Origin of the sequence: Cobetia sp. 4B (assembly GCF_018831605.1) — a bacterium.
Lineage (GTDB): Bacteria > Pseudomonadota > Gammaproteobacteria > Pseudomonadales > Halomonadaceae > Cobetia > Cobetia amphilecti.
The window spans coordinates 1,876,050-1,898,708 of the sequence record NZ_CP059843.1 but is presented as its reverse complement, the minus strand read 5'-3'; the positions used below and the strand labels follow the sequence as shown (position 1 = coordinate 1,898,708).

22 protein-coding genes and 1 pseudogene are annotated in these 22,659 nt (G+C 58.8%); 9 read left to right on the top strand and 14 right to left on the bottom strand.

Features of this window, described 5'->3' with window-relative positions; genetic code table 11:
* Positions 1–36 precede the first annotated feature (36 nt).
* Positions 37–1,263, top strand: a complete 1,227-nt coding sequence (locus tag H2O77_RS08135) for a TauD/TfdA family dioxygenase (RefSeq protein ID WP_043332742.1) — start codon at positions 37–39, stop codon at positions 1,261–1,263.
* Positions 1,264–1,350: 87 nt separating this feature from the next.
* Here the strand turns inward: H2O77_RS08135 and H2O77_RS08130 are convergent, their stop codons facing one another.
* The 7 genes from H2O77_RS08130 to H2O77_RS08100 form a co-directional block, all read right to left on the bottom strand.
* Complete coding sequence (locus H2O77_RS08130) at positions 1,351–2,079, bottom strand: hypothetical protein (RefSeq protein WP_043332745.1); 729 nt, start codon at positions 2,077–2,079, stop codon at positions 1,351–1,353.
* Between the two features lie 115 nt (positions 2,080–2,194).
* Complete coding sequence (locus H2O77_RS08125; protein WP_052384429.1) at positions 2,195–3,043, bottom strand: cytochrome c; 849 nt, start codon at positions 3,041–3,043, stop codon at positions 2,195–2,197.
* A gap of 121 nt (positions 3,044–3,164) precedes the next feature.
* Positions 3,165–3,575: a hypothetical protein gene (locus H2O77_RS08120; RefSeq protein WP_153635667.1), complete on the bottom strand. Its 411-nt coding sequence runs from the start codon at positions 3,573–3,575 to the stop codon at positions 3,165–3,167.
* 208 nt (positions 3,576–3,783) lie between these two features.
* Entirely contained in the window at positions 3,784–4,566 is a 783-nt protein-coding gene (locus H2O77_RS08115) for a copper resistance protein B (RefSeq protein WP_084589316.1), read from the bottom strand.
* A 9-nt stretch (positions 4,567–4,575) separates the two neighbouring features.
* The gene (locus H2O77_RS08110; protein ID WP_043332748.1) at positions 4,576–6,552 is read right to left on the bottom strand and encodes a copper resistance system multicopper oxidase; all 1,977 of its coding nucleotides are present in this window, start codon (positions 6,550–6,552) and stop codon (positions 4,576–4,578) included.
* Between the two features lie 84 nt (positions 6,553–6,636).
* Positions 6,637–7,971 carry an ATP-binding protein gene (locus H2O77_RS08105; protein ID WP_043332750.1) on the bottom strand — a complete coding sequence of 445 codons (1,335 nt, stop codon included), beginning with the start codon at positions 7,969–7,971 and terminating at the stop codon, positions 6,637–6,639.
* The gene (locus H2O77_RS08100) at positions 7,949–8,623 is read right to left on the bottom strand and encodes a response regulator transcription factor (RefSeq protein ID WP_043332752.1); all 675 of its coding nucleotides are present in this window, start codon (positions 8,621–8,623) and stop codon (positions 7,949–7,951) included. The genes H2O77_RS08105 and H2O77_RS08100 overlap by 23 nt, the downstream gene beginning before the upstream one ends.
* Before the next feature lie 307 nt (positions 8,624–8,930).
* On the opposite strand from H2O77_RS08100, the gene H2O77_RS08095 reads away from it, so the two are divergent.
* Positions 8,931–9,737 (top strand): sulfite exporter TauE/SafE family protein, encoded by an 807-nt coding sequence (locus tag H2O77_RS08095; RefSeq protein WP_052384430.1) that lies wholly within the window; start codon positions 8,931–8,933, stop codon positions 9,735–9,737.
* Positions 9,738–10,027: 290 nt separating this feature from the next.
* Positions 10,028–10,183, top strand: coding sequence for a hypothetical protein (locus tag H2O77_RS08090; RefSeq protein ID WP_156961872.1), 156 nt, complete (start codon positions 10,028–10,030; stop codon positions 10,181–10,183).
* A gap of 59 nt (positions 10,184–10,242) precedes the next feature.
* Here the strand turns inward: H2O77_RS08090 and H2O77_RS08085 are convergent, their stop codons facing one another.
* The 3 genes from H2O77_RS08085 to H2O77_RS08075 form a co-directional block, all read right to left on the bottom strand.
* Complete coding sequence (locus H2O77_RS08085; protein ID WP_156961873.1) at positions 10,243–10,980, bottom strand: hypothetical protein; 738 nt, start codon at positions 10,978–10,980, stop codon at positions 10,243–10,245.
* 100 nt (positions 10,981–11,080) lie between these two features.
* Positions 11,081–11,395, bottom strand: a complete 315-nt coding sequence (locus tag H2O77_RS08080; protein WP_052384431.1) for a hypothetical protein — start codon at positions 11,393–11,395, stop codon at positions 11,081–11,083.
* 289 nt (positions 11,396–11,684) lie between these two features.
* Positions 11,685–13,151 carry an aldehyde dehydrogenase family protein gene (locus H2O77_RS08075; RefSeq protein WP_215824333.1) on the bottom strand — a complete coding sequence of 489 codons (1,467 nt, stop codon included), beginning with the start codon at positions 13,149–13,151 and terminating at the stop codon, positions 11,685–11,687.
* Between the two features lie 135 nt (positions 13,152–13,286).
* On the opposite strand from H2O77_RS08075, the gene H2O77_RS08070 reads away from it, so the two are divergent.
* Positions 13,287–13,499: a DUF3820 family protein gene (locus H2O77_RS08070; protein WP_052384432.1), complete on the top strand. Its 213-nt coding sequence runs from the start codon at positions 13,287–13,289 to the stop codon at positions 13,497–13,499.
* 78 nt (positions 13,500–13,577) lie between these two features.
* Here H2O77_RS08070 and H2O77_RS08065 read toward each other — a convergent pair whose 3' ends face one another.
* From H2O77_RS08065 to H2O77_RS08050, 4 genes are all read right to left on the bottom strand, one after another.
* Positions 13,578–14,666: an NAD-dependent epimerase/dehydratase family protein gene (locus H2O77_RS08065; RefSeq protein ID WP_052384433.1), complete on the bottom strand. Its 1,089-nt coding sequence runs from the start codon at positions 14,664–14,666 to the stop codon at positions 13,578–13,580.
* Positions 14,667–14,727: 61 nt separating this feature from the next.
* Positions 14,728–15,111, bottom strand: coding sequence for a hypothetical protein (locus H2O77_RS08060; RefSeq protein WP_043332759.1), 384 nt, complete (start codon positions 15,109–15,111; stop codon positions 14,728–14,730).
* 83 nt (positions 15,112–15,194) lie between these two features.
* Positions 15,195–16,826, bottom strand: coding sequence for a BCCT family transporter (locus H2O77_RS08055; protein ID WP_215824332.1), 1,632 nt, complete (start codon positions 16,824–16,826; stop codon positions 15,195–15,197).
* A 279-nt stretch (positions 16,827–17,105) separates the two neighbouring features.
* A complete protein-coding gene (locus H2O77_RS08050; protein ID WP_043332761.1) occupies positions 17,106–18,362 on the bottom strand; it encodes a Xaa-Pro peptidase family protein in 1,257 nt (418 codons plus the stop codon).
* Positions 18,363–18,563: 201 nt separating this feature from the next.
* Here H2O77_RS08050 and H2O77_RS08045 point away from each other — a divergent pair, with 201 nt between their 5' ends.
* From H2O77_RS08045 to H2O77_RS08025, 5 genes and pseudogenes are all read left to right on the top strand, one after another.
* Positions 18,564–19,478 carry a LysR substrate-binding domain-containing protein gene (locus H2O77_RS08045; protein ID WP_043332762.1) on the top strand — a complete coding sequence of 305 codons (915 nt, stop codon included), beginning with the start codon at positions 18,564–18,566 and terminating at the stop codon, positions 19,476–19,478.
* A 159-nt stretch (positions 19,479–19,637) separates the two neighbouring features.
* Positions 19,638–20,042 (top strand): helix-turn-helix transcriptional regulator, encoded by a 405-nt coding sequence (locus H2O77_RS08040; RefSeq protein ID WP_052384434.1) that lies wholly within the window; start codon positions 19,638–19,640, stop codon positions 20,040–20,042.
* Positions 20,035–20,467, top strand: a pseudogene (arsC, locus tag H2O77_RS08035) (arsenate reductase (glutaredoxin)). Before H2O77_RS08040 ends, arsC begins: the two are co-directional and overlap by 8 nt.
* Positions 20,468–20,518: 51 nt before the next feature.
* Positions 20,519–21,253, top strand: coding sequence for an arsenical resistance protein ArsH (gene arsH / locus H2O77_RS08030; protein ID WP_043332880.1), 735 nt, complete (start codon positions 20,519–20,521; stop codon positions 21,251–21,253).
* 61 nt (positions 21,254–21,314) lie between these two features.
* The gene (locus H2O77_RS08025) at positions 21,315–22,628 is read left to right on the top strand and encodes an arsenic transporter (protein WP_043332764.1); all 1,314 of its coding nucleotides are present in this window, start codon (positions 21,315–21,317) and stop codon (positions 22,626–22,628) included.
* The last annotated feature ends 31 nt before the right edge of the window (positions 22,629–22,659 follow it).

Genomic DNA, 22,659 nt, shown 5'->3' with positions numbered 1-22,659 from the left:
GGGGAATCGCTCACCTGACAGAAGGAAGGACTCTCCATGGCGCTCCCGATCACACCCGATTACGACAGCTGGCCAATTGACGAGACTCTCGTGAAGGTCGTTCACGAAGCACGCTTTCTGAGCGTGACCTGGAGCGATGGCCGCGTCAGCCGTTTTCATAGTGTCTGGTTGCGCGAGAACGCCGCGGACGATACCACCGTCAATCCGGCGACGCGCGAACGCATTCTGGACCTCTCCCAGATTCCCGCCTGGCCGGAAATCGCCGAGGCCAGCATCGATGAGGACGGCGCACTCAGCGTGCTGTTCGCGCCCGAAGACCGCCGCCTGCGCTTCCACCCGGGCTTCCTGCGCGCCAATGACTATGACAACCAGGACGCGCTGCCGCCGGAACTAACGCCGCTGACTCTCTGGCACGGTGAGCAGTTGGAACAGCCGCCGACCATCGATGCCGCTCGCCTGGCCGAGGCCGATCATGGCAGCGCGCAGGAGGCGGAAATTCTGTATCCGACCCTGCACGAACTGCTCGGCAAGGGCCTGGTGCGCCTGCGCAACCTGCCGGCAGAAGAAGGCGCCATCGAAAAGGTCGCCGAGCGTATCGGATCAATCCGCTCGACCAACTTCGGCCACCTCTTCAATGTCCGCGCGATCCAGAACCCGGACTCCAACGCCTATACCTCCATCGCCTTGCCGCCGCATGTGGACCTGCCGACCCGGGAATATCAGCCGGGCCTGCAGTGTCTCTACTGTCTCGAGAACAGCGTGGAAGGCGGCATGGCGGTGATGATGGACGGCTTCGCCATCGCGGCGGCGCTGAAGGAAGAACACCCCGAGGCCTACGAGACACTCACCACGGTGCACTGGCGCTACGCCAATACCTCGCGCAATACCGATCATGTCTGGTACTCGCCGATGATCGTACTGGGCCAGTCGGGAGAGCTGCTGGAAGTCCGGATCGCCGACTTCCTGCGCGGCCCGATGATGGCGCCGTTCGAGCAGACCGAGACCGCCTATGAAGCACTGATGACGCTGCAGCGCATGTTGCGTGAGCCGCGCTTCGCCATGCGTTTCACCTATGCCCCCGGCGACATGGTCATCTTCGACAATCGCCGCCTGCTGCACGCCCGCGATGCCTTCGAAGGCGACAGCGGCAGCCGCTGGTTGCAGGGCTGCTACCTGGAGCGGGACGAGGTGCGCTCGCGCTATCGCATGCTCAAGCGTGCCGAACGCGCCGAGCGAGTCGAGGAAGCCATCCAGGCGGTGTGATTCGGCACGGCGTGCCTCTGCTCGCGCATTGGCTCACACATCAGCTCACGCCGATGGCCTACATGGGAATGAGAACGTGCGGGGAAGTCAGGGCGTGCGTGGCGTGATGACGAGCGTGAAGCCGGGGTCCTGAGGGATCAGGGGCGGCAGACAACGCACCTCATGACCTGGCAACTGGCGGGAAAGACATCGGGTCAGCGTCGCAGGTTCAAAGGCGCTGATCCATGTCGGCCTATCAGGTTTCTCGCCCCGCCAGTGGACGGCATGCATGCCCCATTCCGGCTCCAGCGCGTGGCGTGACAGGGTCTGCCAGGCCAGTTGATGACGACCACTGCCCGACACGATACGCGTGGATAACGGCAGACGTTCGACATCAAAGGCATCGATCACGATTCGCAGGCGTGGATGACAGAGAATCGCCTCGACGAGTCTCGTGAGTTGCTCACCCTGCTGCCAGTTGGCACTGATGCGACAGCTGATCGCCACGCAGGATGCCGACGTCTCTGCCAGCACATCGAGAATGTCGCCGTGCACCACCTCGTCAAGCTGAGGCCAGTGGCGGCGTGCTTCCTCCACCATGTACTGCGAATACTCCACGAACCGCACGTCATGATGACGTGACTGTATCGCGGCGACCTCGGCAAAGCCTGCCATCAGTACTGGCTGCCCCTGATCATCGGGCAACAGGCGCGCTAGGCGCCGGGCAATGCGCTCAAGTGGATAGCCCTCACGATAGATGGCGTTCCAGTCGACGCTGCCTGAATAGAGATTCTCATCGCGTGAGACTGCCAAGGTGTCACCTGCAAGCGTGGGCATGAAAGGGTCGCCCTCGTAACAGAGGCAGATACGGGGATTGCATGCCTGTCAGGCTCGCCATGTTGTTTGCGGCTGGCCGTGTACGTCATTTTCAATGACGTACACGGCCCTGGTCTCAATGTTGATGCTCTGCATCATGTGATGAGTGAGGATGATCCTCAGCCCGGTCACTGTCCTTCGGCTCATGACTCTCTTTCTGCTTATGGCTACCCTTCAGCTCATGGTCACCCTCCGGCTCATGGCTGGCCTTCCGCTCATGGCTGTCTTGTAAATCAGCAGGTCCATCAGCTTCCTTGGCGTGGTGTGGTTGGCGGGTGTCATCGTCATGATGCGATGACGATGATTGTGCAGTCTCCCCTCCGCCATGTTGATGACCATCACTTGCAGCCACAAGAGTCGTATAACGCGCAGCACTCATGCCCGGTAGCTCTTGCATGAAAGCGACCATCTGCCAGATATATTCATCCTGCATGCTCTTGCCCCATGCCGGCATTCCGCTGGCTTTTATCCCATGCTTGATGACCCAGAAGCGCTCTTCAGGCTCACCATGCATATCCGAAGACACAAAATTCGGTGGACTGGGGTAAAGCCCCTTGCTGAGCTCTGTCTCTTGCATGCCTGGCGCGAGATGGCAGGAGGCACACATCGATGCATAATTGCCGGCCCCCGCCACTTTCATGGCTTCATCATCGAGGGGTGGCGCGGCGATATCACTCGCGTGGCTCTCGATCGAACGTTCACGCGCCGTTTCAAGAATTCCATAGACCCATGACCCATGCGGATCATCTGCCGCGACACTGACGACGCCGGAGTAAATGACTCCGGCCCCTGCTGCCAGCAGCACCATGAATGCCAGACACATGCCCAACAATAATTTCTTCATGTCGCCCCCCTTTAGACGGCAAGAATAGTCAATGACAAGGCTGTCAACCAAAGCGAAAAAAGGCCGACGAATGCCGGCCATCAACACGATCCAGAGTGACGCCTTATTTACAACACAACACAAAACCAATGAATAATTTTCAAATATCGCTCAGCAATTTACATCAAACCTATCATTGATCATCTTTCGCCATAATCATCTCTTATTCAAAAGCAACATTTAGAGAATAGCTACGCCCATTTTCGTCAGCCGAACCACTTATTGAATTGCCTGCGACCTCCAATTGGTAATAGCCTTCTTGGACATCCTGCTCCAGTGAAAAATGCCCATTATCATCAGAGGCTGTCGCGACGACATTTCCTTGTGGGTCTCGTAGCACAGCAGTCATCAGGTTGTTCTTACTCGAATCAGCTGCAAAATGTCGACTGCTGATCTTTAGAACTGCATCATGTTCAACGGCTATTTGGAAACGCAATGGCTTTCCAGCCACAAGTCCATATGTTTCTGAAACTCCAGCCGAAAGAGTCGGAAGACGGCTATGCTCATCATTGGCCTGCGTCACAGCGGTAAAAAAAGTCATGGTAGCAGCAAGTAACAGCGTTGATGTTTTCATGAAAATCATCTCTTTATGGGTTCACTTATCATCATGGCAACACAACCTGAAAACATCCTGAAAATGGAATAGATTATCATCACATTGTACAAAACCATAAGACATAGTCTCCCAATCAAAAGGCCATTCTGCATATTCATGTAAAACATGATCACGCAACTACACCACCGCTATTCAATTGAAAAATGTCACTGCCATCCTGACTCCTCTAGAACATCATGCGCACACCGACCACGACAGCCGTATCCTCCACATCCTCACCTTCTTCACGCTGCATATCGGCGGTTTCGCCATACTCTCTCTGCCAGTACATGCCGACGTAAGGCGCTACCCGCCGAGTTATCTCATAGCGTGCACGCAAGCCGATTCGTACTGAGTTGAGGCCCGTCCCAATCCCCTGCTGCCTGGACTCATTGGCAGCGAACACCATTTCACTACGTGGCTGTAGATACCAGCGCTGGGTCAGGCGCACATCATGTTCAAGCTCCAGGCTGGCAGTCACGATACCTTCCTCTCGGTACTGCACTGCGGCATCCGTCTCGATCCGGTAGGGGGCGGTCCCCTGAAAGCCGAAGACCCCATATACGCCTTCATCATGATCATCGTTGAACACACCACCCTGATAGCCAGCTCCAACCTGGAACTCCCAGAAATCGGCAACCAGGCGACTGTAGAGAAGCTCAAGGGATTCAAACTCGGCTTCTTCACCATCGCCTTGGACATTCTCCCCTTCTGACTTGAGATAGACGCGGTGGGTATCTCCGCCATACCAGGCCTGAAAATCCCACACCAGGGAGTCCTCTCCCTTGTCCGGAAGGCTATATTCCAGGCGATCGAAAACTGCGCTCCACTGGAGATGTTCGGCCATGGGCGATGGCCATGACGCCGGGGCATCATATCCATCCTGGGCAAATGCCTGGGAGGCACCAGCACTGGAGAATAGACATACCGTCACGCAGGCAAGACGAAATGAATGCTGACTGATTGACATGATGACTCCTCAGGAAACCTTTACGACACGGAACATACCTGCATCCATGTGGTACAGAAGATGACAATGGAAAGCCCAGCTACCTTCTGCATCGGCAGTGATCAACGCTGAGACGCGCTCACCGGGTTTGACATTCAAGGTGTGCTTGCGAGGGATCAGGTCACCGTGGCCATTCTCGAGCTCCATCCACATCCCATGTAAATGAATGGGATGCTCCATCATGGTGTCATTGATCAAGATGAGACGGAGGCGCTCATCTTTATGAAAATGAATAGGGCCATTGACTTCACTGAACTTCTTGCCATCGAAGGACCACATATAACGTTCCATATTGCCGGTCAGATGCAACTCCATCTCGCGCATGGGCCCACGTCTGTCCGGCCATGGTGAATAGGCCTTGAGATCCTGATAGACCAGTACACGACGCAGCGACTGGTCCAGACCGATTCCTGCCTGGTCATAACGAGCCCCTTGCTGAGCAGCACCCGCCATCAGCATGCCGCCCTGGGCTGCATCGGCTTGCAGGCCAGTCATCTTCGAATGGTCCATACCTGCCATCTGCGAATGGTCCATGCCCGCCATCTGCGAATGGTCCATACCTGCCATCTTCGAATGGTCCATGCCTGCCATCTTCGAATGGTCCATGCCTGCCATCTTCGAATGGTCCATGCCCGCCATCTGCGAATGGTCCATGCCTGCCATCTTCGAATGGTCCATACCTGCCATCTTCGAATGGTCCATGCCTGCCATCTTCGAATGGTCCATGCCCGCCATCTGCGAATGATCCATGCCCGCCATCTGCGAATGATCCATGCCTGCCATCTGCGAGTGCTCCATTCCAGCATGAGCGCCCATGGCCTCCATCCCGCGATCAGCGATCTGCCGTCGTTCAGGTACGGGCGCCTCCATCCCGGGGCGGGGGGCCAACGTGGCTCGCGCGTAGCCACTGCGGTCCATGGCTTCGGCGAAGATGGTGTACGCCTTGTCATCTTCCGGTGTCACCAGCACATCGTAGGCTTCCGCCACGGCAATACGGAACTCATCCACATCTACCGGTTGCACTGGCTGACCATCTGCCGCTACCACGGTCATCTTCAAGCCGGGAATACGTAAATCGAAGTAGCTCATTGCCGAGCCATTGACGACACGCAGACGCACTGTTTCCCCACGCTTAAATAGCGCGCTCCAGTTTTCTTCTGGTGAATGACCATTGAGAAGATACGTATAGGTACTGCCGGTGACATCGGCGATATCCCGTGAGCTCATGCGCATTTCTGCCCACATGCTGCGCGACTCGATCGTGTCCACCCAACCACCCCGTCGTACATCCGCAAAGAAATCAGCGACAGTACGCTCCTGGTAGTTGTAGTAGCCTTCCATGGTCTTGAGGTTGCGAAATACGGACTTGGGGTCTTCGAATGTCCAGTCAGTCAGCAGCAGGACATGCTCACGATCATAGGTGAAGGCTTCGGGGGTTGCGGAGTCGATGATCAATGGACCTGCGTGGCCTTCCTGCTCCTGGAGGCCTGAATGACTGTGATACCAGTAGGTACCGCTCTGAGTGACAGGAAACCGGTAGGTAAAGGTTTCGCCCGGTGCTATCCCTGCGAAGCTGATACCCGGCACGCCGTCCATTTCCGGGGGAAGTATGATGCCATGCCAGTGAATGGAGGTTGGCTCATCGAGCAGGTTTGTCACCTTGATGACAGCATCCTGCCCCTCCTTCAAGCGCACCATGGGCCCGGGACTACTGCCATTGATGCTGATGGGACGAGCGAATTGCCCGGCAATGTCGATGTCTTCACGTCGAATGACAAGAGAGATCTCGGGCCCATGCTCAACCCCTTGGGAGTAACCTGATGTGCGCCCCCAGGGGGTGGCCCAGGCGGGTGCCACGCCTGACACCATTGCGCCCAGCCCCAGGGCAGAACCTCCCTTGAGCAACTGACGACGTGATACAGAAAATTCAGACGGTTTTGGTGCCATGGCCGTTGCTGCTCCCGGGTCATGAATGAAGAGTCATGACATGGATGAAGCCACGGCAAGCTGAAACGAACCTGAATGGAGTGCCTATTTGCGTGTGGGCAGATGCACCTCGGCTCTCAATCCCCCTGCGGCTCCTGTTGAGTAGCTCACGCAACCAGCGTAATGCTTGACGAGATGGGCAAGAATGGAGAGCCCCAACCCATAACCCGGGTGAGTTTCGTCCTGACGCCACCCACGCTCGCCAAGATGGGCCAACTGTGCCTGCGGCACCCCCGGACCATCATCCTCGACGCAGAGCACGATCTGGTCACTCTCTATCGTCAATCGGCATTGCACCTGATTGACAGACCACTTGCCCGCATTATCCAGCAATATGCCGAGCATTTCGGTGAAATCCTGTGTCTCGACATTCACCCAGCTATCCGCATGATCATTAGATACGCCCAGACACTCCAGCAAGAAGGTACGCTGCGGATAGATCCCCTGGAACATCTCGATCAAGCGCTGGGCCTCTTCAACCGGGCGTGTTGTCTGACCGGCGCGTGGGCCAGCAATGCGGGCTCGCCTGAGTTCTGTCTCCAGCTGGGAATGAATCGTCTCTACACGTTGCAGCATCTTGCCACGACGTACCTCATTGATCGGTCGCTTGCCACGCAGCACCTGTGTCAGTGCCGCCAGAGGTGTCTTGAGCGCATGGGACAGATTCGCCACAGACTCTCGTGAACGGGTCAACCGACGATCAAACTCATCCAGCAAGGTGTTGAGCTGTGATACCAGCGCATCAAGCTCGGAAGGGGCCTCAAGCACAATCCGCTTTCGATACCCGGACTGAAGTTCACTCAATTGATGGCGCAGGACACTCAACGGCTTGAGCCCCCGCCTTACCGCCAGCAGATTGAGTGATATCAGAATCCCCCACAACAGGATGGCGCTGGCGGCGATCCACCAATGAACTCGGGTCAAGCCCTGCTCCACTGGCGAGAAATTCTCGGCAATCAACAATTGCACCGCGTCCCCGCGGATATCGAAGACGTGCCGATAGACCAACAGTGGCTGTTGCTGAAACTGATGCATGAATAACGCATCCCCCTTGCCCTCAAGCAAAGGGAGCATCTGCGTCGGCAAGGCAGGCAACGAGGTACTGACCTTCTCCCCGACTCGCAACACATAGAAATGATGAAAGCTCAGAGATTCCTCACGGGCCGCTGCCATGAGCTGGGCAACAGGCCGCTCATCCTTCTTGAGCAAGGTGACGATATGCGATGCCTCATCCTTGAGACGCTCCCCAAGAAAGTCCTTCGCCAGCTCGTGGAGAAAGAAGCCATGCAGATACCAGGCAAACAACACCACCGCGAGGGATGCACCTCCCAGGCGGGTCAGCAGGCGAAAACGAAGGCTACGACGATCGATGTGAAACAAGCAGATACCCCTGTCCGCGGCGGGTCTGTATCAAGTCCTTGCCCAGGCGGCGGCGAAGGCGAGCGATATAGACTTCTACCAGATTGGGCGCCGCGGCGTCCTGCTCCAGGGCATATAGCTGATCCAGCAACTGTGTCTTGGAGTGCACTCTGTCTGGATGATGCATGAGGTACCGTAACAGGCGAAATTCGGTGGCCGTCAAGCTCGCCCACTGTTCTCCATCACAGCACACACGCTGCGCCTCTTCATCCAGCTGAATTCCGCTCACCTGAAGATACCCATGACTTGCCCCTTGACGACGCCGAAGCAGCGCATGAAGACGTGCCAGCAACTCTGCTTCATGAAATGGCTTGGTCAGGTAATCATCTGCCCCGCTGCGCAAACCGACGACCTTGTCTTCCCAAGTGTCACGGGCCGTGAGAATCAGTATCGGAATATCCACCTGACCTTGACGCCAGCGCTTGAGCAAATCCAACCCGGAGCCATCCGGTAGCCCCAGATCCAGAATGGCCAGCGCGTACTGCTCGGTTGCCATGAAGGCTTGCGCTTCATTCAAATTCGAGGAGACATCCAGTCGATAGCCATGGTCCTCAAGCAGCTCGGCCAGGCTTTCCGCCAGCAGGTCATCATCTTCAAGCAACAACAGCTTCATGCCAGCTTTCTCCTGATCCACAAAACACCCACTGAACACCGCGGCATATGGCTAAACCAACATGCCATGGTAAGCCTCACCATCCTATGGGGGAAAGCTGATCTCTAGCTGAAAAGACAGCAACATGCAATTTCACCAACACGCGAAGCCGCTCGAATCTCCCAGGCGCTATCCAGCCACGCACGCTTGGCTGGATAGCGCCTCTTGGTCACGGTAGCCTTGCACGCCTGTCAGGCAGGACATGCATCATGTCGGCTGCCTGAGCCCCTATTCTCTCTCTATTGGCTAATTGCACAGGATGCCCGCAATGCTCGCAAGTCCCGCCGATATTCCCTACCTCGCAAGCCTGCTTGATGGCCTCGCGCAGTATTTCCCGCTCTCGCTGCCTATCGTCTGCGCGTTGTTGTTGCTTGCCCTGCTGACGTCAGCCATGTCCGCTGCTGTCGGGGTCGGCGGTGGCACCCTGCTGATCATGTTCATGGCGCAGTTGATGCCTGCCGCTGCCTTGATCCCGGTGCATGGCATGGTGCAGCTGGGCTCCAACGGCGGGCGCATGGCGATGACGTGGCGCCATATCGACATGCGCCGTCTGTTGGCCTTTCTGCCCGGTGTGGCGCTGGGTGCGCTGGTCGCGGCCTGGGTGTTGATCCGCTTGCCTGAAGGGGTGCTGGAGCTTTCCATCGCGCTGTTCGTGCTGTTCACCTGCTGGGGGCCGGCACTGCCCAAGCGAGCTTTGAGCCGCACGGGGACCTTGATCGCCGGCGCCATCACGACTTTTCTTTCGAGTCTGATCGGGGCTAGCGGCCCACTGGTCGCGAGCTTCATCAAGCAAGGCGGCGGCGAGCGTCACACCAAGGTGGCGACCTTCGCGGCCTGCATGGTCGCGCAACACCTGACCAAGGCGTTCATCTTCGGCATGGCTGGCTTCGTCTTCCAGGAGTGGTTGCCCCTGATCGTGCTGATGATCGGTGCGGGCCTGATCGGTACCCGGCTCGGACTGCGCTTTCTGGATCGCGTCTCCAACCGGCATTTCGATGGCCTGTTCAAATGGGCGCTGTCGTTGCTGGCGCTAAGGCTTGCCTGGCTGGGGAGTGTCTCTCTGATCAGTCATTGATCCGCCGCCAGGCAGGGTTTGGGGGTGCGACATTATTGCGGGAAACACGTCAGTGCTGGCTGAGGTAACGTGCCCCTTATGCAAGTGCATGCCGATGGCCAGAGAGTGTGAGTGTGGGTGTGAGTGCGCATGGCCAGCGCACCCACCCACTTCAGCCCCCCAATCCTCATATCTCTATGGGCAGAGCTTCTCTGTCACGGTCGCCTTGCGTGCCTGTCAGGCGGCACATGCGTTATGTCGGCTGACTGAGCCCCATTCCCACCATTGGCAATCTGCACAGGATACCCTTGATGCCCGTCAGACCCGACGAGATGTCTTTCCTCGCCGGCCTGCTCGATGACCCCGCCCAGTATTTCCCGCCCTCGCTGGCGCTGAATGTTAATGTGACAAACACCGGCCGCATCAAGCGCAATCTGAAAATCTACAAGCCCCAAAATACCGGATAGGTCGTCTAGACACGCGGTGGTAACCAAAAGACTCTGAAGACGTGGAAAAGAAACGGTTGTTATCCAATGGGACACGCCGAGAAATTCCTGGCAAAGACATATTCAGTCGCTTTGGCTATTGAGCAATTATTAAGCTCGGAAACCTTTTCTTTAGATATTTTATGGTCTTCAACTCCAGCAGCAAATGCAATATTTGGGGCTATGGGCATAAATGTAAGGTCGTCGTAGCCATCAGCGACTAAAAATTCGCCATCGGTAGCTTCAAGTAGGCCCCATTTCAATCTGCTATATACTTCCCAAGAACGATCTAGTTCCATTTGTAGTTGTAATGATGTACTGAAGCGGGATGAAACTACTCCATTTTCGCGATTGAACATACACCATTTACTTTCTAGGATTTCTTCCTGCTCTTTTGCTAGACCGGGTCCGACAATACCGTTCAGCACAATGTCTTGGTTTGGGGTGGTGTGATATGCAAAACGTAAGCGCCACAATAAAAAATATCGTGAAATCGACTCGTGACACCTTGAAGAATAGTCCCTGATATTATCTATTTGATTATGAAATTCTTTTTCAATGGCTGCCATGTAACCTTTTTCAGCTCTTTCATCCCATGTTCTTTTTGTGCAGAAAATTTTTGCTCGCTTATGCCGCTCGACTACTTCTTCACTGGCGATAAATTTAACCTGAACCTTTTCTGCTTCATTGTATAATTTGCTGATGGCATGGGCCGTATGAAAATGCTGCTCAACAGTTAGTTGCTGAGGATTGCCTTTAAGTGTTGGTTCATACGGCACGAGCTTTGCTCCTAGTCATAATGCCAGCCATAAGCGGCCGAAAAACCGCTAGTTTCTTGAGGCCCAGCCGCCCGCAGGACGGCGATGCTTGATGGCCTTGTTATAAGCCTTGGAAGAGCTGCTTTTTAGCATAGTTTGCGACAGCGCCTTTCTGCATCTCTTCCCAAGTTGAATATGAAGTGCTTTTACTAATGAAAGCATCCCATTCACCATCAGGTATAGCGGTGAAGTCTTCAGCTGATTCGACCTTATATCCGCTATCATCAACCAGCTCTTCAAAACTTGAATACGAAGAGCATTTGGACATGAATTCTGAGTCGAGAAGATCTACCAGCTTCACTTCACTATGGCCGGACAGCTTCTCCATATTGCCTTTCAGCTTATCCAGTCCGCTTGTATCAATTTTAAAAGACATCTCTACACCTCCTGCAACTGATGACAAATATTAGACAGTCGGCTCGTTTCATTGACTTAAACGCGCCTGATGCCTTTATAGGAATATCAGCTGTGGGTCGTCAGCTGACGGAACGTCTCCATCAGCGTAATCTAAATTCCAGCATCCAACCATCAGCGGGCGCTCAGCTGGCCTTGTTGCCTGCTCCACCCATCATGACGCGTCAGCATTACCTACCATCAAAAGCGCCCCGCTCAGGCATCAGGCTGAGCGGGGCGCTGCTTGTCATGCGTCAACTACAGACCAGAGATCAGAACGGATATTGGCGGGGCTCGACCTGCAGGCTGACCCACTGGTCGGTGGTGAATTCCTCAAGCACCCAGTCGCCATTGAAGCGCCCAAGGCCGGAGTTCTTCTCGCCACCGAAGGGGGCGCGAGGATCATCGTTCACCGGCATGTCATTGACGTGCACCATACCAGCCTCGACCTGGCGCGCGAAGCGCTCGCCGCGTGCGATATCCGCGGTGAAGACGGATGCCGAGAGGCCATATTCGGTGCCATTGGCAAGCTCCAGCGCGTGCGCTTCGTCACGGGCTTTCTGGATGCCTACCAGCGGACCGAAGATCTCGTTGCGCGCCAGGCTCATGTCATTGGTGACCTCGGTGAACACATGCGGCGGCACCAGCTGCCCCTGCGTCTCGCCCTCAAGCATCACCCTGGCGCCCTCGCCCTTGGCCGTCTCGATCATCTCGAGCAGACCATCACGCTGCTTGGCATTGATGATCGGCCCGATGACGGTATCGTCCTCTGCGGGATCGCCGACCTTGAGTGAGCGGGCACGCGCCACGAAGCGATCGACAAAGGCGTCATGGACCGACTCATCGACGATGATGCGGTTGATGGCCATGCAGATCTGCCCCTGATGGAGGAACTTGCCGACCAGAGCGGCGTCCACCGCCTGTTCGATATCCGCATCATCGAGCACCACGAAGGGACTGTTACCGCCCAGTTCCAGGGCAACGTGCTTGAGATGATCACCACCGACGGCGCGCTTGCCGATGCCCTTGCCCACCTGGGTGGAACCGGTGAAGGAGATCAGGCGCGGCACCTCGTGATCCACGAAGGCATCGCCGATCTCGCTGCCGGAACCGACTACCACGCTCAGGACGCCAACAGGCAGGCCCGCCTCCTCGAACAATCTGGCCAGCAGCAGGCCACCCGTCAGCGGCGTGTCACTCGCCGGCTTGATGACGACGCTGTTGCCGAGCGCCAATGCTGGCGCCAGGGAACGCTGGGTCAGATGCAGCGGGAAATTCCACGGGCTGATGATACCGATGACACCCAGCGGCTTGCGGAAGACACGGCTCTCCTTGCCCGGCACCTGAGCCTCCATCGCCATCCCGGCCACGCGGTTGGCCATCGCGGCAGATTCCAGCGTGATCGCGCGAGCCGCGGCCAGCTCCGCCTGAGCCTTGATGCGGGTACTGCCGGGCTCACGGATCAACCAGCCGAGCAGCTCCTCGCGTCGCTCGTCCATCAGCTCCACCGCCTTGTGCATCACACCCGCGCGCTCGCTTGCCGGCGTCTGGGCCCAATCAGGCTGAACATCGCGCGCCTTGCGATAGCTGGCGTCGAGATCCTCGGCGTTGGCCATGGAAATAGAGAGCAGCGAGCTCTGATCGAAGGGGTCCAACACCTCAAGCGTCTTGCCGGCTCGTCCGGCACGCCATTCACCGGCGAGAGGTAGCTGCTCCAGGTTCTGGTAATCGCGAGGCATGAGTCTCTCCGTGCTATGGGGTTACAGGAGACATGGCGATAGTGTGGCAAAACCCAACCACCGCAACTCAGCTATGCCAGAATGGCACCGCCAACTGAGAGCATCCCCCTACCGAAACCGAATGAGAGTCAAAGGATGAGCCCTGAAGACCTGCAGAAACTGACGACCCGCCAGATGCCCTATGGCAAGTATGCCGGACGCCTGATTGCCGACCTGCCCGGGGATTATCTGGGCTGGTTTGCGCGCAAGGGGTTTCCGCAGGGCGAAATCGGTCGTCTGCTCGCGCTGATGCACGAGATTGATCACAACGGGTTGAATGCGCTGCTGGAGCCGCTGCGGCGGCGCTGAGGGACTGAGGCGCTGAGGTCGTGAGATACAGAAGAGCTGCACAAGCCGCAGCGTCGCTGACATACCAGCGAGTGTGAATCACGACAGGCGGCCGCTGGCCTCCAGTTGATCGAACATGTCGTGCAGCGTCGTCTCGAGGGGCCGGTAGATCAGGCCCAGCTGCTCGCGGCTGCGGGTATTGTCGAAGACGAAGGGATGGCCCACGTTGCGCGCGACGACCTTGCGGGTCACGGCCTTGTTGGCCAGCGGACCCGCCAGCCACATCAGCCATTTGGGCAGCTGGCGAACGGGAATCGCGTACTGCGGGCCGGCGTGACGGCGCAAGGTCCGCCCCAGTTCAATGAAGCTTGAGGAGTGCCCGGCGACCAGATGACGCCCATTGACCGTGGGCAGAAATCCCGCCGCCAGATGCGCCTCGGCCACATCCCGCACATCCACCACGCCCATGCCGTAATCCGGCGCGCCTATCCTGAGCGTGCCATCGCATAGTTGCGTCATCAGGCTGAAGGATTCGCCGCGCGTGTCATCGCTGATCGCGGGGCCGAGCACCAGCGAGGGGTTGATCACCACCAGCCGCCAGCGCGACTGCTGCTCGGCGATCTGCCAGGCGGTCTGTTCCGCCAGCGTCTTGGAATGGGAATAGGCCTGATGCTCAAGTGATGCCGTTGTGTTCCAGACACTCTCGTCGAAACAGCCGCGCGGCGTATCCAGCGCATCGGCATTGTCGCTGTAGATGGCGGCACAGCTGCTGGTCAACACCACACGTTCGACACTGGCGTGACGATTGGCCTCTTCCAGCACATTGCGCGTGCCCTCCACTGCCGGACGCACCAGATCGCGCTCAGGGTCCAGGACACTGACCACGAAGGGCGAGGCGGTATGAAAGACCACCCCACAGCCTGCCATCGCCTGAGCGTAGGAACCCGGTTTGAGCAGATCGCTGGCAAAGACACGTAGCTCGCCCGGCAAGCGCTCGCCCAGCGCCATGAGAGCCGCCAGACGTTCGCTATTGCCGGGATCGCGCACGGCGGCATGCACCGTCAGGCCCTCTTCCAGCAAGCGACGAATCAGCTGCCCCGCCACATAGCCGGTCGCGCCGGTCACCAGTACCGGGCGCGATCGCTCCAGCCCTGCCAACAAGGCTTGCGTAGACGCATTGAGCGGCATGGACGGACTCCCGGAATACAGTAATTGGCGATCTGACGGCACAGTGTGCGCGGCAATGGCGTCAGGCAGACAGCTTGACGAACCAGGTCCACAGGCCGCCCAGAATCAGCGACTCGGCGGCGAAGCGGAACAGATGGCGCATCTCGATGCCATCCAGCATCAGCCCCATCAGACGGGCCGTCATGATGCCAGCGATACCTGCCACCGCGAGCGTCACCAGCACCGGCAACACACCCAGGCCGATCGGCGGATACATCAACAGATACCCCACCGCGATGACCCAGCCCCAACGAATGCGCCGCGAGATCGCCGCGCCGGTCTCCTTCGGTACGGTCTGCGGGGTGTCGTTCGGCCCCTTGAAGCGGTTGACCAGCTCCGGCACTGCCGCCAGCAGTACCCCTGCTGTCAGCACGAAGCCGCCCAGAATCTGCAATACCATCATCATCGTGCCATCTTCCCTTGTCCGGTAATCAATGGCGCACATGCTACCAATACTGCCGGGCAAATGCCTGATTTACGCCGCCGGCATCAGTTTGGCGCAGCCTCGTTCACGGCTGGCAGGTCGCGCGGCTCACGCCATAACGACATGAATGTGGCAATGCACATCAGAATCATCAGCAGCGAAAACGGCAGAGAAGCGATGAGCATTGCCTTCTGAATCGCCGCCAGGCCACCCGCCAGAAGCAATGAGCCCACCACCAGTGTCAACAGAGCGCCCCAGATGATGCGGTGACGGCGCTCGTTGGTTTCCTCTCCCCCGGCCATGATGGCGTTGAGCACCAGCACGCCCGAGTCCGCACTGGTCACCAGATACGTGATGATCAGGATCAAGGTGCCGCCGACGATGACATGGATCAAGGCGCCGGTATCCAGATAATCCAGCGTCACGAACAACACGGTGGCGATATGGTCGCGCACGGTTGCCAGAATCGTGCCTTGCGCCAATCCGCTGGTTTCCATGTGCAGACTGCTGCCACCCATGTAGCAGATCCATACGAAGCACATGAGACTGGGAGCCACGACCGCCCCCAACACGAATTCACGAATCGTGCGGCCACGTGAAATACGCGCAAGGAAGAGCCCGACGAATGGCGCGAAGGCAATGAACCAGGCACGCTGCAGAATGGTCCAGTCGACCTGCCACTGGCCTAACGCACTCGTCACCGGCCAGGTCTGGAAGCTGCGTTCCGGCAGGGTTCTCAGATAATCCCAGGTCGCGGAAACCAGCAGTTCACTGGCAAATAGACGACTGCCGAACCAGATGAAGACGGCCAGCAGGGCAAAGGACAGCAGCATGTTGAACTGGCTGAGCCAGTTGACGCCGCGCTTCACTCCGGTCACGGCGGACAGTGTCGACAGTCCCATTATCACGACAAGTGTCAGGATCAATGGCCAGGGGCGTGGAATACCGGCGGAGTCCAGCAGCTCAGTCCCCGGCATCACGAAATCCAGCCCTGCCACCAGCTGACTGACACCGGCGCCCATGGTGGTGGCCACGCCCAGAGTGGTCGCGACCACGGCGATGATATCCACGGCGTGACCCAGGGGGCCATCCAGCAGCCGCTTGCCAAAGATGGGCATCAAGGTACTGCGAATGGTCAACGGCAAGCCACGACGATAGGCGAAATACCCCAGTGCCAGTGCCACAGAGGCATAGATTGCCCAGGCATGCAGCCCCCAGTGCAGGAAGGTATAGCTGACGGCACTTTCAATGGCCTGCTCGGACCCCGCCTGCACCTTGCCTGCCGCGATATCCGGATTGAAATTGAAGTGCGAGACAGGTTCCCCGATGGAGTAGAACAGCAGCCCGATGCCCATCCCGGCGCCGAACATCATCGAAAACCAGGCAAAACGCGAAAATTCAGGCACTTCATCATCACGTCCCAGTCGCTTGCGCCCCAACGGCGACACACACAGCACCGTGCAGAACACCAGATAGAAGGCGACGGCATATACGTAATAGAGATTGAAGTGCTCAAGCATGGTCTGATTGATCGTGGTCAACAGCGCTACGGCCCGATCAGGGAGGGCCACGGCAAATACCACGAGAAGAGTGATGATCAGTTTGCTGATCAGTGTCACCGGAATGTTGAGTCCTCGGTACAACCCCGTTTTCTGGCAAGTGATAGTGATACTGCTGTCATTCACATCGGACGACATGTCTTTACCTCACGTCAGTAGGCGTGCAGCCAGCCGTCCCTCACGCGCCATAGGCACTGGTACATGAAGGAAGCAGACAATGGCGGCACGATCATTTATTGGAATTATGGTGATCTGTGTCTCTACATCTGTGTCACTACGAAACGCGTCAGGAGGTTGCGATCAGGCAGCTGCCCGACCGAACACCCCGGAGTATGAAAACAACGTCATTGCGGACGGCAGACTGCGGGCCAAGGAGTGTCATGGCGCTGCTTGATCAGCAGCGCCATCCTGAAATCATCAGTTCAACAAGGCTTCCTCGAACGGGAACTTGCTCAGGATCTCGAGGCCGTCTTCGCGCATCACGCACTGCTCCTCGAGCTTGACGCCTTCCCCGGCTTCGGGGTCGCCGATATAGCTCTCGACGCAGAGCACCATGCCCGGCTCGATCACGCCGTCGTAGCCTGAGACGGCAAAGTCGGCATGGTGATACAGGTAGGGATATTCGCCGGTCATGCCACAGCCATGGGCAGAGAGGTAATAGCGATTGGCATGGAAACGCTCGGGGATGTTCCAAGCCTTCTCGGAATATTCACGGAAGCTCATGCCGGGACGCAGGATGTCGAGATTGTGCTGTACCTGCTCATGGGCGGTGCGATACAGCAGCTTCTGGGTCTCGGTCGGCTTGTCAGGGCCGACGTGGAAGGTGCGCGAGAAGTCGGAGTAATAGCCGTGGCAGCCGACGACGTCAGTATCCAGTGCCACCAGCTCGTTGGCGGCCAGTCGCTTGGTCGCGGTTTCCTGGAACCAGGGATAGGTGCGCGGGCCTGAGTTGAGCAGGCGAGTCTCACAGTAGTCGCCATTGTCAGCGATGATGGACTGATGCAGCACCGACCACAGCTCGTTCTCGGTGATGCCGGGGCGAATCGCTTCACGCAGACGTCCTACGCCGCGCTCGGTAGCACGCAGCGAGGCTACGACACACTTGAGCTCTTCGTCAGACTTGATGGCACGTGCACGTTCAAGCGGTGCCTGGGCATCGACGACGCGCGCGCCCAGACGATCAAAGGCGATGGCGGTCCCGGCATTCATGCGCTCCATGCCGATCACCGCTTTCAGACCGCACAGCTCGGTAATGGTCGCCAGCATCTCGCGCGCCCATTGCTGTTCACGCTCAGCGATATCGTGACCTGCCGCAACGAAACTGGCAGTCATGGCCGGGCGCACTTCGTCGATGGTTTCCAGGCCATCGGCGAGATGCTCACAGCCCGTGAATTCGAACAGCACACTGCGATGCTGGGTCAGCAGCAGGTAACGCGCCGGAGTATTGCGAGCGCTGAAGACCTGCATGTTGCGTGCGCCGCTGGCGTAGCGGATGTTGACCGGGTCCGAAATGATCAAGGCATCAACGCCCTGGGTGCTCATCTCTTCGCGCAGGCGATTCTGTCGATAACGACGCACGGCCACCAGGTCGATGCCTTCACTTTCAGGGGCATTGTCCTGAAGCTCCAGCGGGTGAAGGTCACTACGGTCGGCATGCCAATCAAGTTCATTCATGTTTGCTACCCAGTCAGGTCACGGAGTGTCATGCTGATAGCCCGTGGTCATCTACGGAATACCCTATGCATCACGATGACATCAGTGTGAACCTGATGATTCTAGCTGTGTATAGCCTCAATCCTGATCAACCTTGATAACCTGAAGTCATCAAGCATTGACCTATCAGCCAACGTTACCCTCCTCGTCTCGGAGCCCTGCATGAAGAGCTTTCGTCATCGCCTCCCGCCTCTCAACAGCCTGCTGACCTTCGAGGCAGCCGCGCGTCACGCCAACTTCACGCGTGCCGCCAGCGAATTGCATATCACCCAGGCTGCCGTCAGCCGTCAGATCGCCATCCTTGAGCATCACATCGATACCAAGCTGTTTCATCGCCATGGCAGACGCGTCTCTCTGACCGCAGCAGGACAGCAGTTGAGCCAGCGCCTGGCGACCAGTTTCGACTTCATGATCGACGCACTGGAGAGCGTCAGCCGCCCTTCTCCCAATGCCCGCCTGACACTGGCCGCCAACAGCGCCATCTCACACCTATGGCTGGGGCCGATGTTGAATCGACTTCGCGCCACCCAGCCGACGCTTGCCAGCGGCCTGCGCCTGATCACTGCAGATCATCATCGCGACATCCTCACCGAGGATGTGGATCTCGCCATCTGCTATGACATGGCGCCGCATCCGGATTGGCAGTTGACCCCTCTGTTCACCGAGACGCTCTATCCGGTGGCGTCACCCGACTTCATCGCCGAGTTGCCACAAGGTGCCCGCGACTGTCGGGAGCTACCTCTGCTGGCGGCTCTGCCACTGCTCGACTACGAGCGCCTCGAACCCAACTGGATCAACTGGCCACGCTGGTTCAGCGGCATGGGCAAGCCGGGGTTGGCACTCAATGTGCAACGTCAATTCACCAGCTACCACCTGGTGCTGGATGCCGCATTGGCTGGGCAAGGCGTCGCGCTGGGCAGTCATCAGCAAGTCAGTGCATTGGTGGCACGGGGACAGCTTGTGCGGCTGGGGACGTTGGAGTATTCCTCCGGTTGTGATTACTGGCTCGCGGCGCGTCTCGAGAGCCAGAACCCGCGCCAGGCAGCGTTGGCCAGCTGGCTGCATGAGCAGGTCTGAGATGGCCAGCACGAATACTGATGGCTGTCAGCCCAAGACGGAGGGCTGAAGATCGACCGCTGAAGATCGAGAGCAGAGAGCAGACTTCCCATCCGCGGCACGCTGATCTATCATCGCACCACCGTCATTTCGACAAGTCTCGACATATGGACATATCAAATGAATGACTCCGACAGCCTGCCCGACCCGCAGGCCACGCTGGACACCTTCGCAGCGCTGTCCCAGGCCACGCGTCTGGACACGTTTCGCCTGCTGGTCCGTCATGAGCCACAAGGCCTGCCCGCCGGCGAGATCGCACGCCGTCTCGAGGTGCCGCACAACACGCTCTCGACCCATCTGGGCGTATTGAGCCGCGCGGGGCTGATCCACTCCCAGCGCGAAGGCCGCTCGCTGATCTACCGCGCCAACCTCGAGCACATGCTCGCCACCGTGCAGTTTCTGGTACGTGACTGCTGCGCGGGCTCCTCGGTGGTCTGCGACCCACTGCTGGCCTCGCTCACCGTGCCCGACTGCAGCGCCTCTTCCACCCCCTGTGCTTCTCAGGAGCCTCGCAACGATGACTGATTCCGTCCGTTCTTCCGGCAAGATCACGATGTATCACAACCCGGCCTGCGGTACGTCACGCAATGTGCTGGCCATGCTCAAGGCCTCCGGCGAGGCACCGGAGGTGATCGAGTATCTGGTCGCCCCGCCGACGCGCGAGACGCTGGAATCCCTGATTGCCGCCATGGGGGGGCGGCCCGCGCCCGCTGCTGCGCCGCAAGGGCACGCCCTATGACGAGCTCAATCTGGATGACCCGGCCTTGAGCGATGCGGCGTTGATCGACGCCATGATGGCCCACCCGATCCTGATCAATCGCCCCATCGTGGTCACGCCGCAGGCCACGCGTCTGTGCCGCCCGTCGGAGGCGGTACTGGAGCTGCTGGACAATCCGGTCGCGCAATACACCAAGGAAGACGGCGATGTCGTCCACGCCCCCAGGACCTGAATCATGAACGCACACACTCCCGACACGTCTCACCTGCCGACAGGCGACACCATGACAGACGAGATGAAAGCGGCACTGGCCGAGCTGCCCAATATCGATGCCGAACACTGGCGACCGCTGGAGATCAATCGCCTGGTCGGGCCGGATGCCCCGCGTCACGCGCCGCGCATTCTGGTGCTGTACGGCTCCCTGCGTGAGCGTTCTTTCTCACGCTTCGCCGCCGAGGAAGCGGCGCGCCTGCTGCGTGCCTTCGGTGCCGAGGTGCGCCTTTACTCGCCAGCCGGCCTGCCATTGCCGGATGACTGCGAGGCCGATCATCCCAAGGTGCAGGAGCTGCGCGAGCTGGCCCAGTGGTCCGAGGGCATGCTGTGGGCGAGCCCGGAGCGCCACGGCGCGATGACCTCGATCATGAAGGCACAGATCGACTGGATTCCCCTGTCACTGGGCGGCGTGCGCCCCACCCAGGGCAAGACGCTGGCCATCCTGCAGGTCAGTGGTGGTAGCCAGAGCTTCAACAGCGTCAACCAGATGCGCATTCTGGGCCGCTGGATGCGCATGCTGACCATCCCCAACCAGTCATCCGTGCCCAAGGCCTTCAATGAATTCGACGAGCATGGCCGCATGCGCCTGTCGCCGCTGTATCTGCGCATCGTCGATGTCTGTGAAGAGCTGATGAAGTTCACCTGGATGAACCGCGACCGCAGCGCCTATCTGACCGAGCGCTACTCGGAGCGTGTCGAGAGCGCCGAAGAGGTCTCCCGTCGCGTCAACCAGAGCACGATCTGACGCAATCCGCGGTCGCACACGCGGCTTCTCACTTACTCTTCACCCTCGACAAGGAGACGTCATGCTTGCCTTGGCAATCTTCGCCATCACGCTGGCACTGGTGATCTGGCAGCCACGTGGGCTGGGCATCGGCACCAGCGCCCTCGGCGGCGCCGTGGTCGCGCTGGCCTGCGGCGTGGTCAATCTGCCGGATGTGCTGGTCGTCTGGGATATCGTCTGGGACGCCACCTTCACCTTTGTGGCGCTGATCATCATCTCGCTGATCCTCGATGAGGCGGGCTTCTTCAGCTGGGCCGCACTGCATGTCGCGCGCTGGGGCGGCGGCAACGGACGCAAGCTGTTTCCGCTCATCGTGCTGCTGGGCGCGGTGATCGCGGCCTTCTTCGCCAATGATGGCGCGGCCCTGCTGCTGACGCCGATCGTGATCGCGATTCTGGTGCGCCTGGAGTTCTCGGCGGCGGCCTCGCTGGCCTTCATCATCGCCACCGGCTTCGTGGCCGACTCCACCAGCCTGCCGCTGGTGATCTCGAATCTGGTCAACATCGTCAGTGCCAACTACTTCGACATCTCCTTCACGCATTACGCCGCCGTGATGGTGCCGGTCGATCTGATCGCGCTGGCCGCCACGCTGATCATGCTGTGGCTGATGTTCCGCAAGGAGCTGCCCTCGCACTACGCGCTGGAGAAGCTCGAGGCACCGTCGAGCGCCATCAAGGACCGCCAGGTATTCCGCGCGGCCTTCCCGCTGCTGGGGGTGCTGCTGGTGTCCTACTTCGTGACCGCGCCGCTGGGCATTCCGCTCGCCGTCGTCACCGGCAGCGCCGCGCTGATTCTGCTGGCCATCGCCGGCCGCTGGCTGGGCAGCGGTGATGCCGTGATCGAACTCGGCCCGGTGCTGCGCGGTGCGCCGTGGCAGATCGTGCTGTTCTCGGTGGGCATGTATCTGGTGGTCTACGGGCTGGGCAATGCCGGCCTGACCGATCACGCCAGCGACATCCTCGCCTGGCTTGCAAGCCAGGGCGAGCTGGTCGCCACTCTCGGCACCGGCGTGCTGGCCGCCGTCACCGCCTCGGTGATGAACAACATGCCGGCCACGCTGATCGGCGCGCTGGCCATAGACCACCTCACCGCGCAGCAGGTCAATGATGCGACGCGTGAGCTGATGGTCTACGCCAACGTGATCGGCAATGACCTGGGGCCCAAGTTCACCCCGATCGGCAGTCTCGCCACACTGCTGTGGCTGCATGTGCTCGATCAGAAAGGCCATCACATCAGCTGGGGGCAGTACATGAAGGTCGGCCTGGTGCTGACGCCGCCGGTGCTGATCGCCACCCTGCTCGGCCTGTGGGCCTGGCTGGGCGTACTCAACGGCTGACGGCCCGCCATCTCCTGGCCAAGGGCCATGG

Coding starts and splice junctions, on each gene's coding strand:
- H2O77_RS08110 (WP_043332748.1), bottom strand. CDS start 6,552: ATGGCACCAAAACCGTCTGAATTTTCTGTATCACGTCGTCAGTTGCTC.
- H2O77_RS08100 (WP_043332752.1), bottom strand. CDS start 8,623: ATGAAGCTGTTGTTGCTTGAAGATGATGACCTGCTGGCGGAAAGCCTG.
- H2O77_RS08095 (WP_052384430.1), top strand. CDS start 8,931: ATGCTCGCAAGTCCCGCCGATATTCCCTACCTCGCAAGCCTGCTTGAT.
- H2O77_RS08065 (WP_052384433.1), bottom strand. CDS start 14,666: ATGCCGCTCAATGCGTCTACGCAAGCCTTGTTGGCAGGGCTGGAGCGA.
- H2O77_RS08125 (WP_052384429.1), bottom strand. CDS start 3,043: ATGGCCGGCATTCGTCGGCCTTTTTTCGCTTTGGTTGACAGCCTTGTC.
- H2O77_RS08120 (WP_153635667.1), bottom strand. CDS start 3,575: ATGAAAACATCAACGCTGTTACTTGCTGCTACCATGACTTTTTTTACC.
- H2O77_RS08070 (WP_052384432.1), top strand. CDS start 13,287: ATGAGCCCTGAAGACCTGCAGAAACTGACGACCCGCCAGATGCCCTAT.
- H2O77_RS08115 (WP_084589316.1), bottom strand. CDS start 4,566: ATGTCAATCAGTCAGCATTCATTTCGTCTTGCCTGCGTGACGGTATGT.
- H2O77_RS08050 (WP_043332761.1), bottom strand. CDS start 18,362: ATGAATGAACTTGATTGGCATGCCGACCGTAGTGACCTTCACCCGCTG.
- H2O77_RS08060 (WP_043332759.1), bottom strand. CDS start 15,111: ATGATGATGGTATTGCAGATTCTGGGCGGCTTCGTGCTGACAGCAGGG.
- H2O77_RS08045 (WP_043332762.1), top strand. CDS start 18,564: ATGAAGAGCTTTCGTCATCGCCTCCCGCCTCTCAACAGCCTGCTGACC.
- H2O77_RS08025 (WP_043332764.1), top strand. CDS start 21,315: ATGCTTGCCTTGGCAATCTTCGCCATCACGCTGGCACTGGTGATCTGG.
- H2O77_RS08090 (WP_156961872.1), top strand. CDS start 10,028: ATGCCCGTCAGACCCGACGAGATGTCTTTCCTCGCCGGCCTGCTCGAT.
- H2O77_RS08075 (WP_215824333.1), bottom strand. CDS start 13,151: ATGCCTCGCGATTACCAGAACCTGGAGCAGCTACCTCTCGCCGGTGAA.
- H2O77_RS08130 (WP_043332745.1), bottom strand. CDS start 2,079: ATGCCCACGCTTGCAGGTGACACCTTGGCAGTCTCACGCGATGAGAAT.
- H2O77_RS08080 (WP_052384431.1), bottom strand. CDS start 11,395: ATGTCTTTTAAAATTGATACAAGCGGACTGGATAAGCTGAAAGGCAAT.
- H2O77_RS08135 (WP_043332742.1), top strand. CDS start 37: ATGGCGCTCCCGATCACACCCGATTACGACAGCTGGCCAATTGACGAG.
- H2O77_RS08055 (WP_215824332.1), bottom strand. CDS start 16,826: ATGTCGTCCGATGTGAATGACAGCAGTATCACTATCACTTGCCAGAAA.
- H2O77_RS08040 (WP_052384434.1), top strand. CDS start 19,638: ATGAATGACTCCGACAGCCTGCCCGACCCGCAGGCCACGCTGGACACC.
- arsH (WP_043332880.1), top strand. CDS start 20,519: ATGACAGACGAGATGAAAGCGGCACTGGCCGAGCTGCCCAATATCGAT.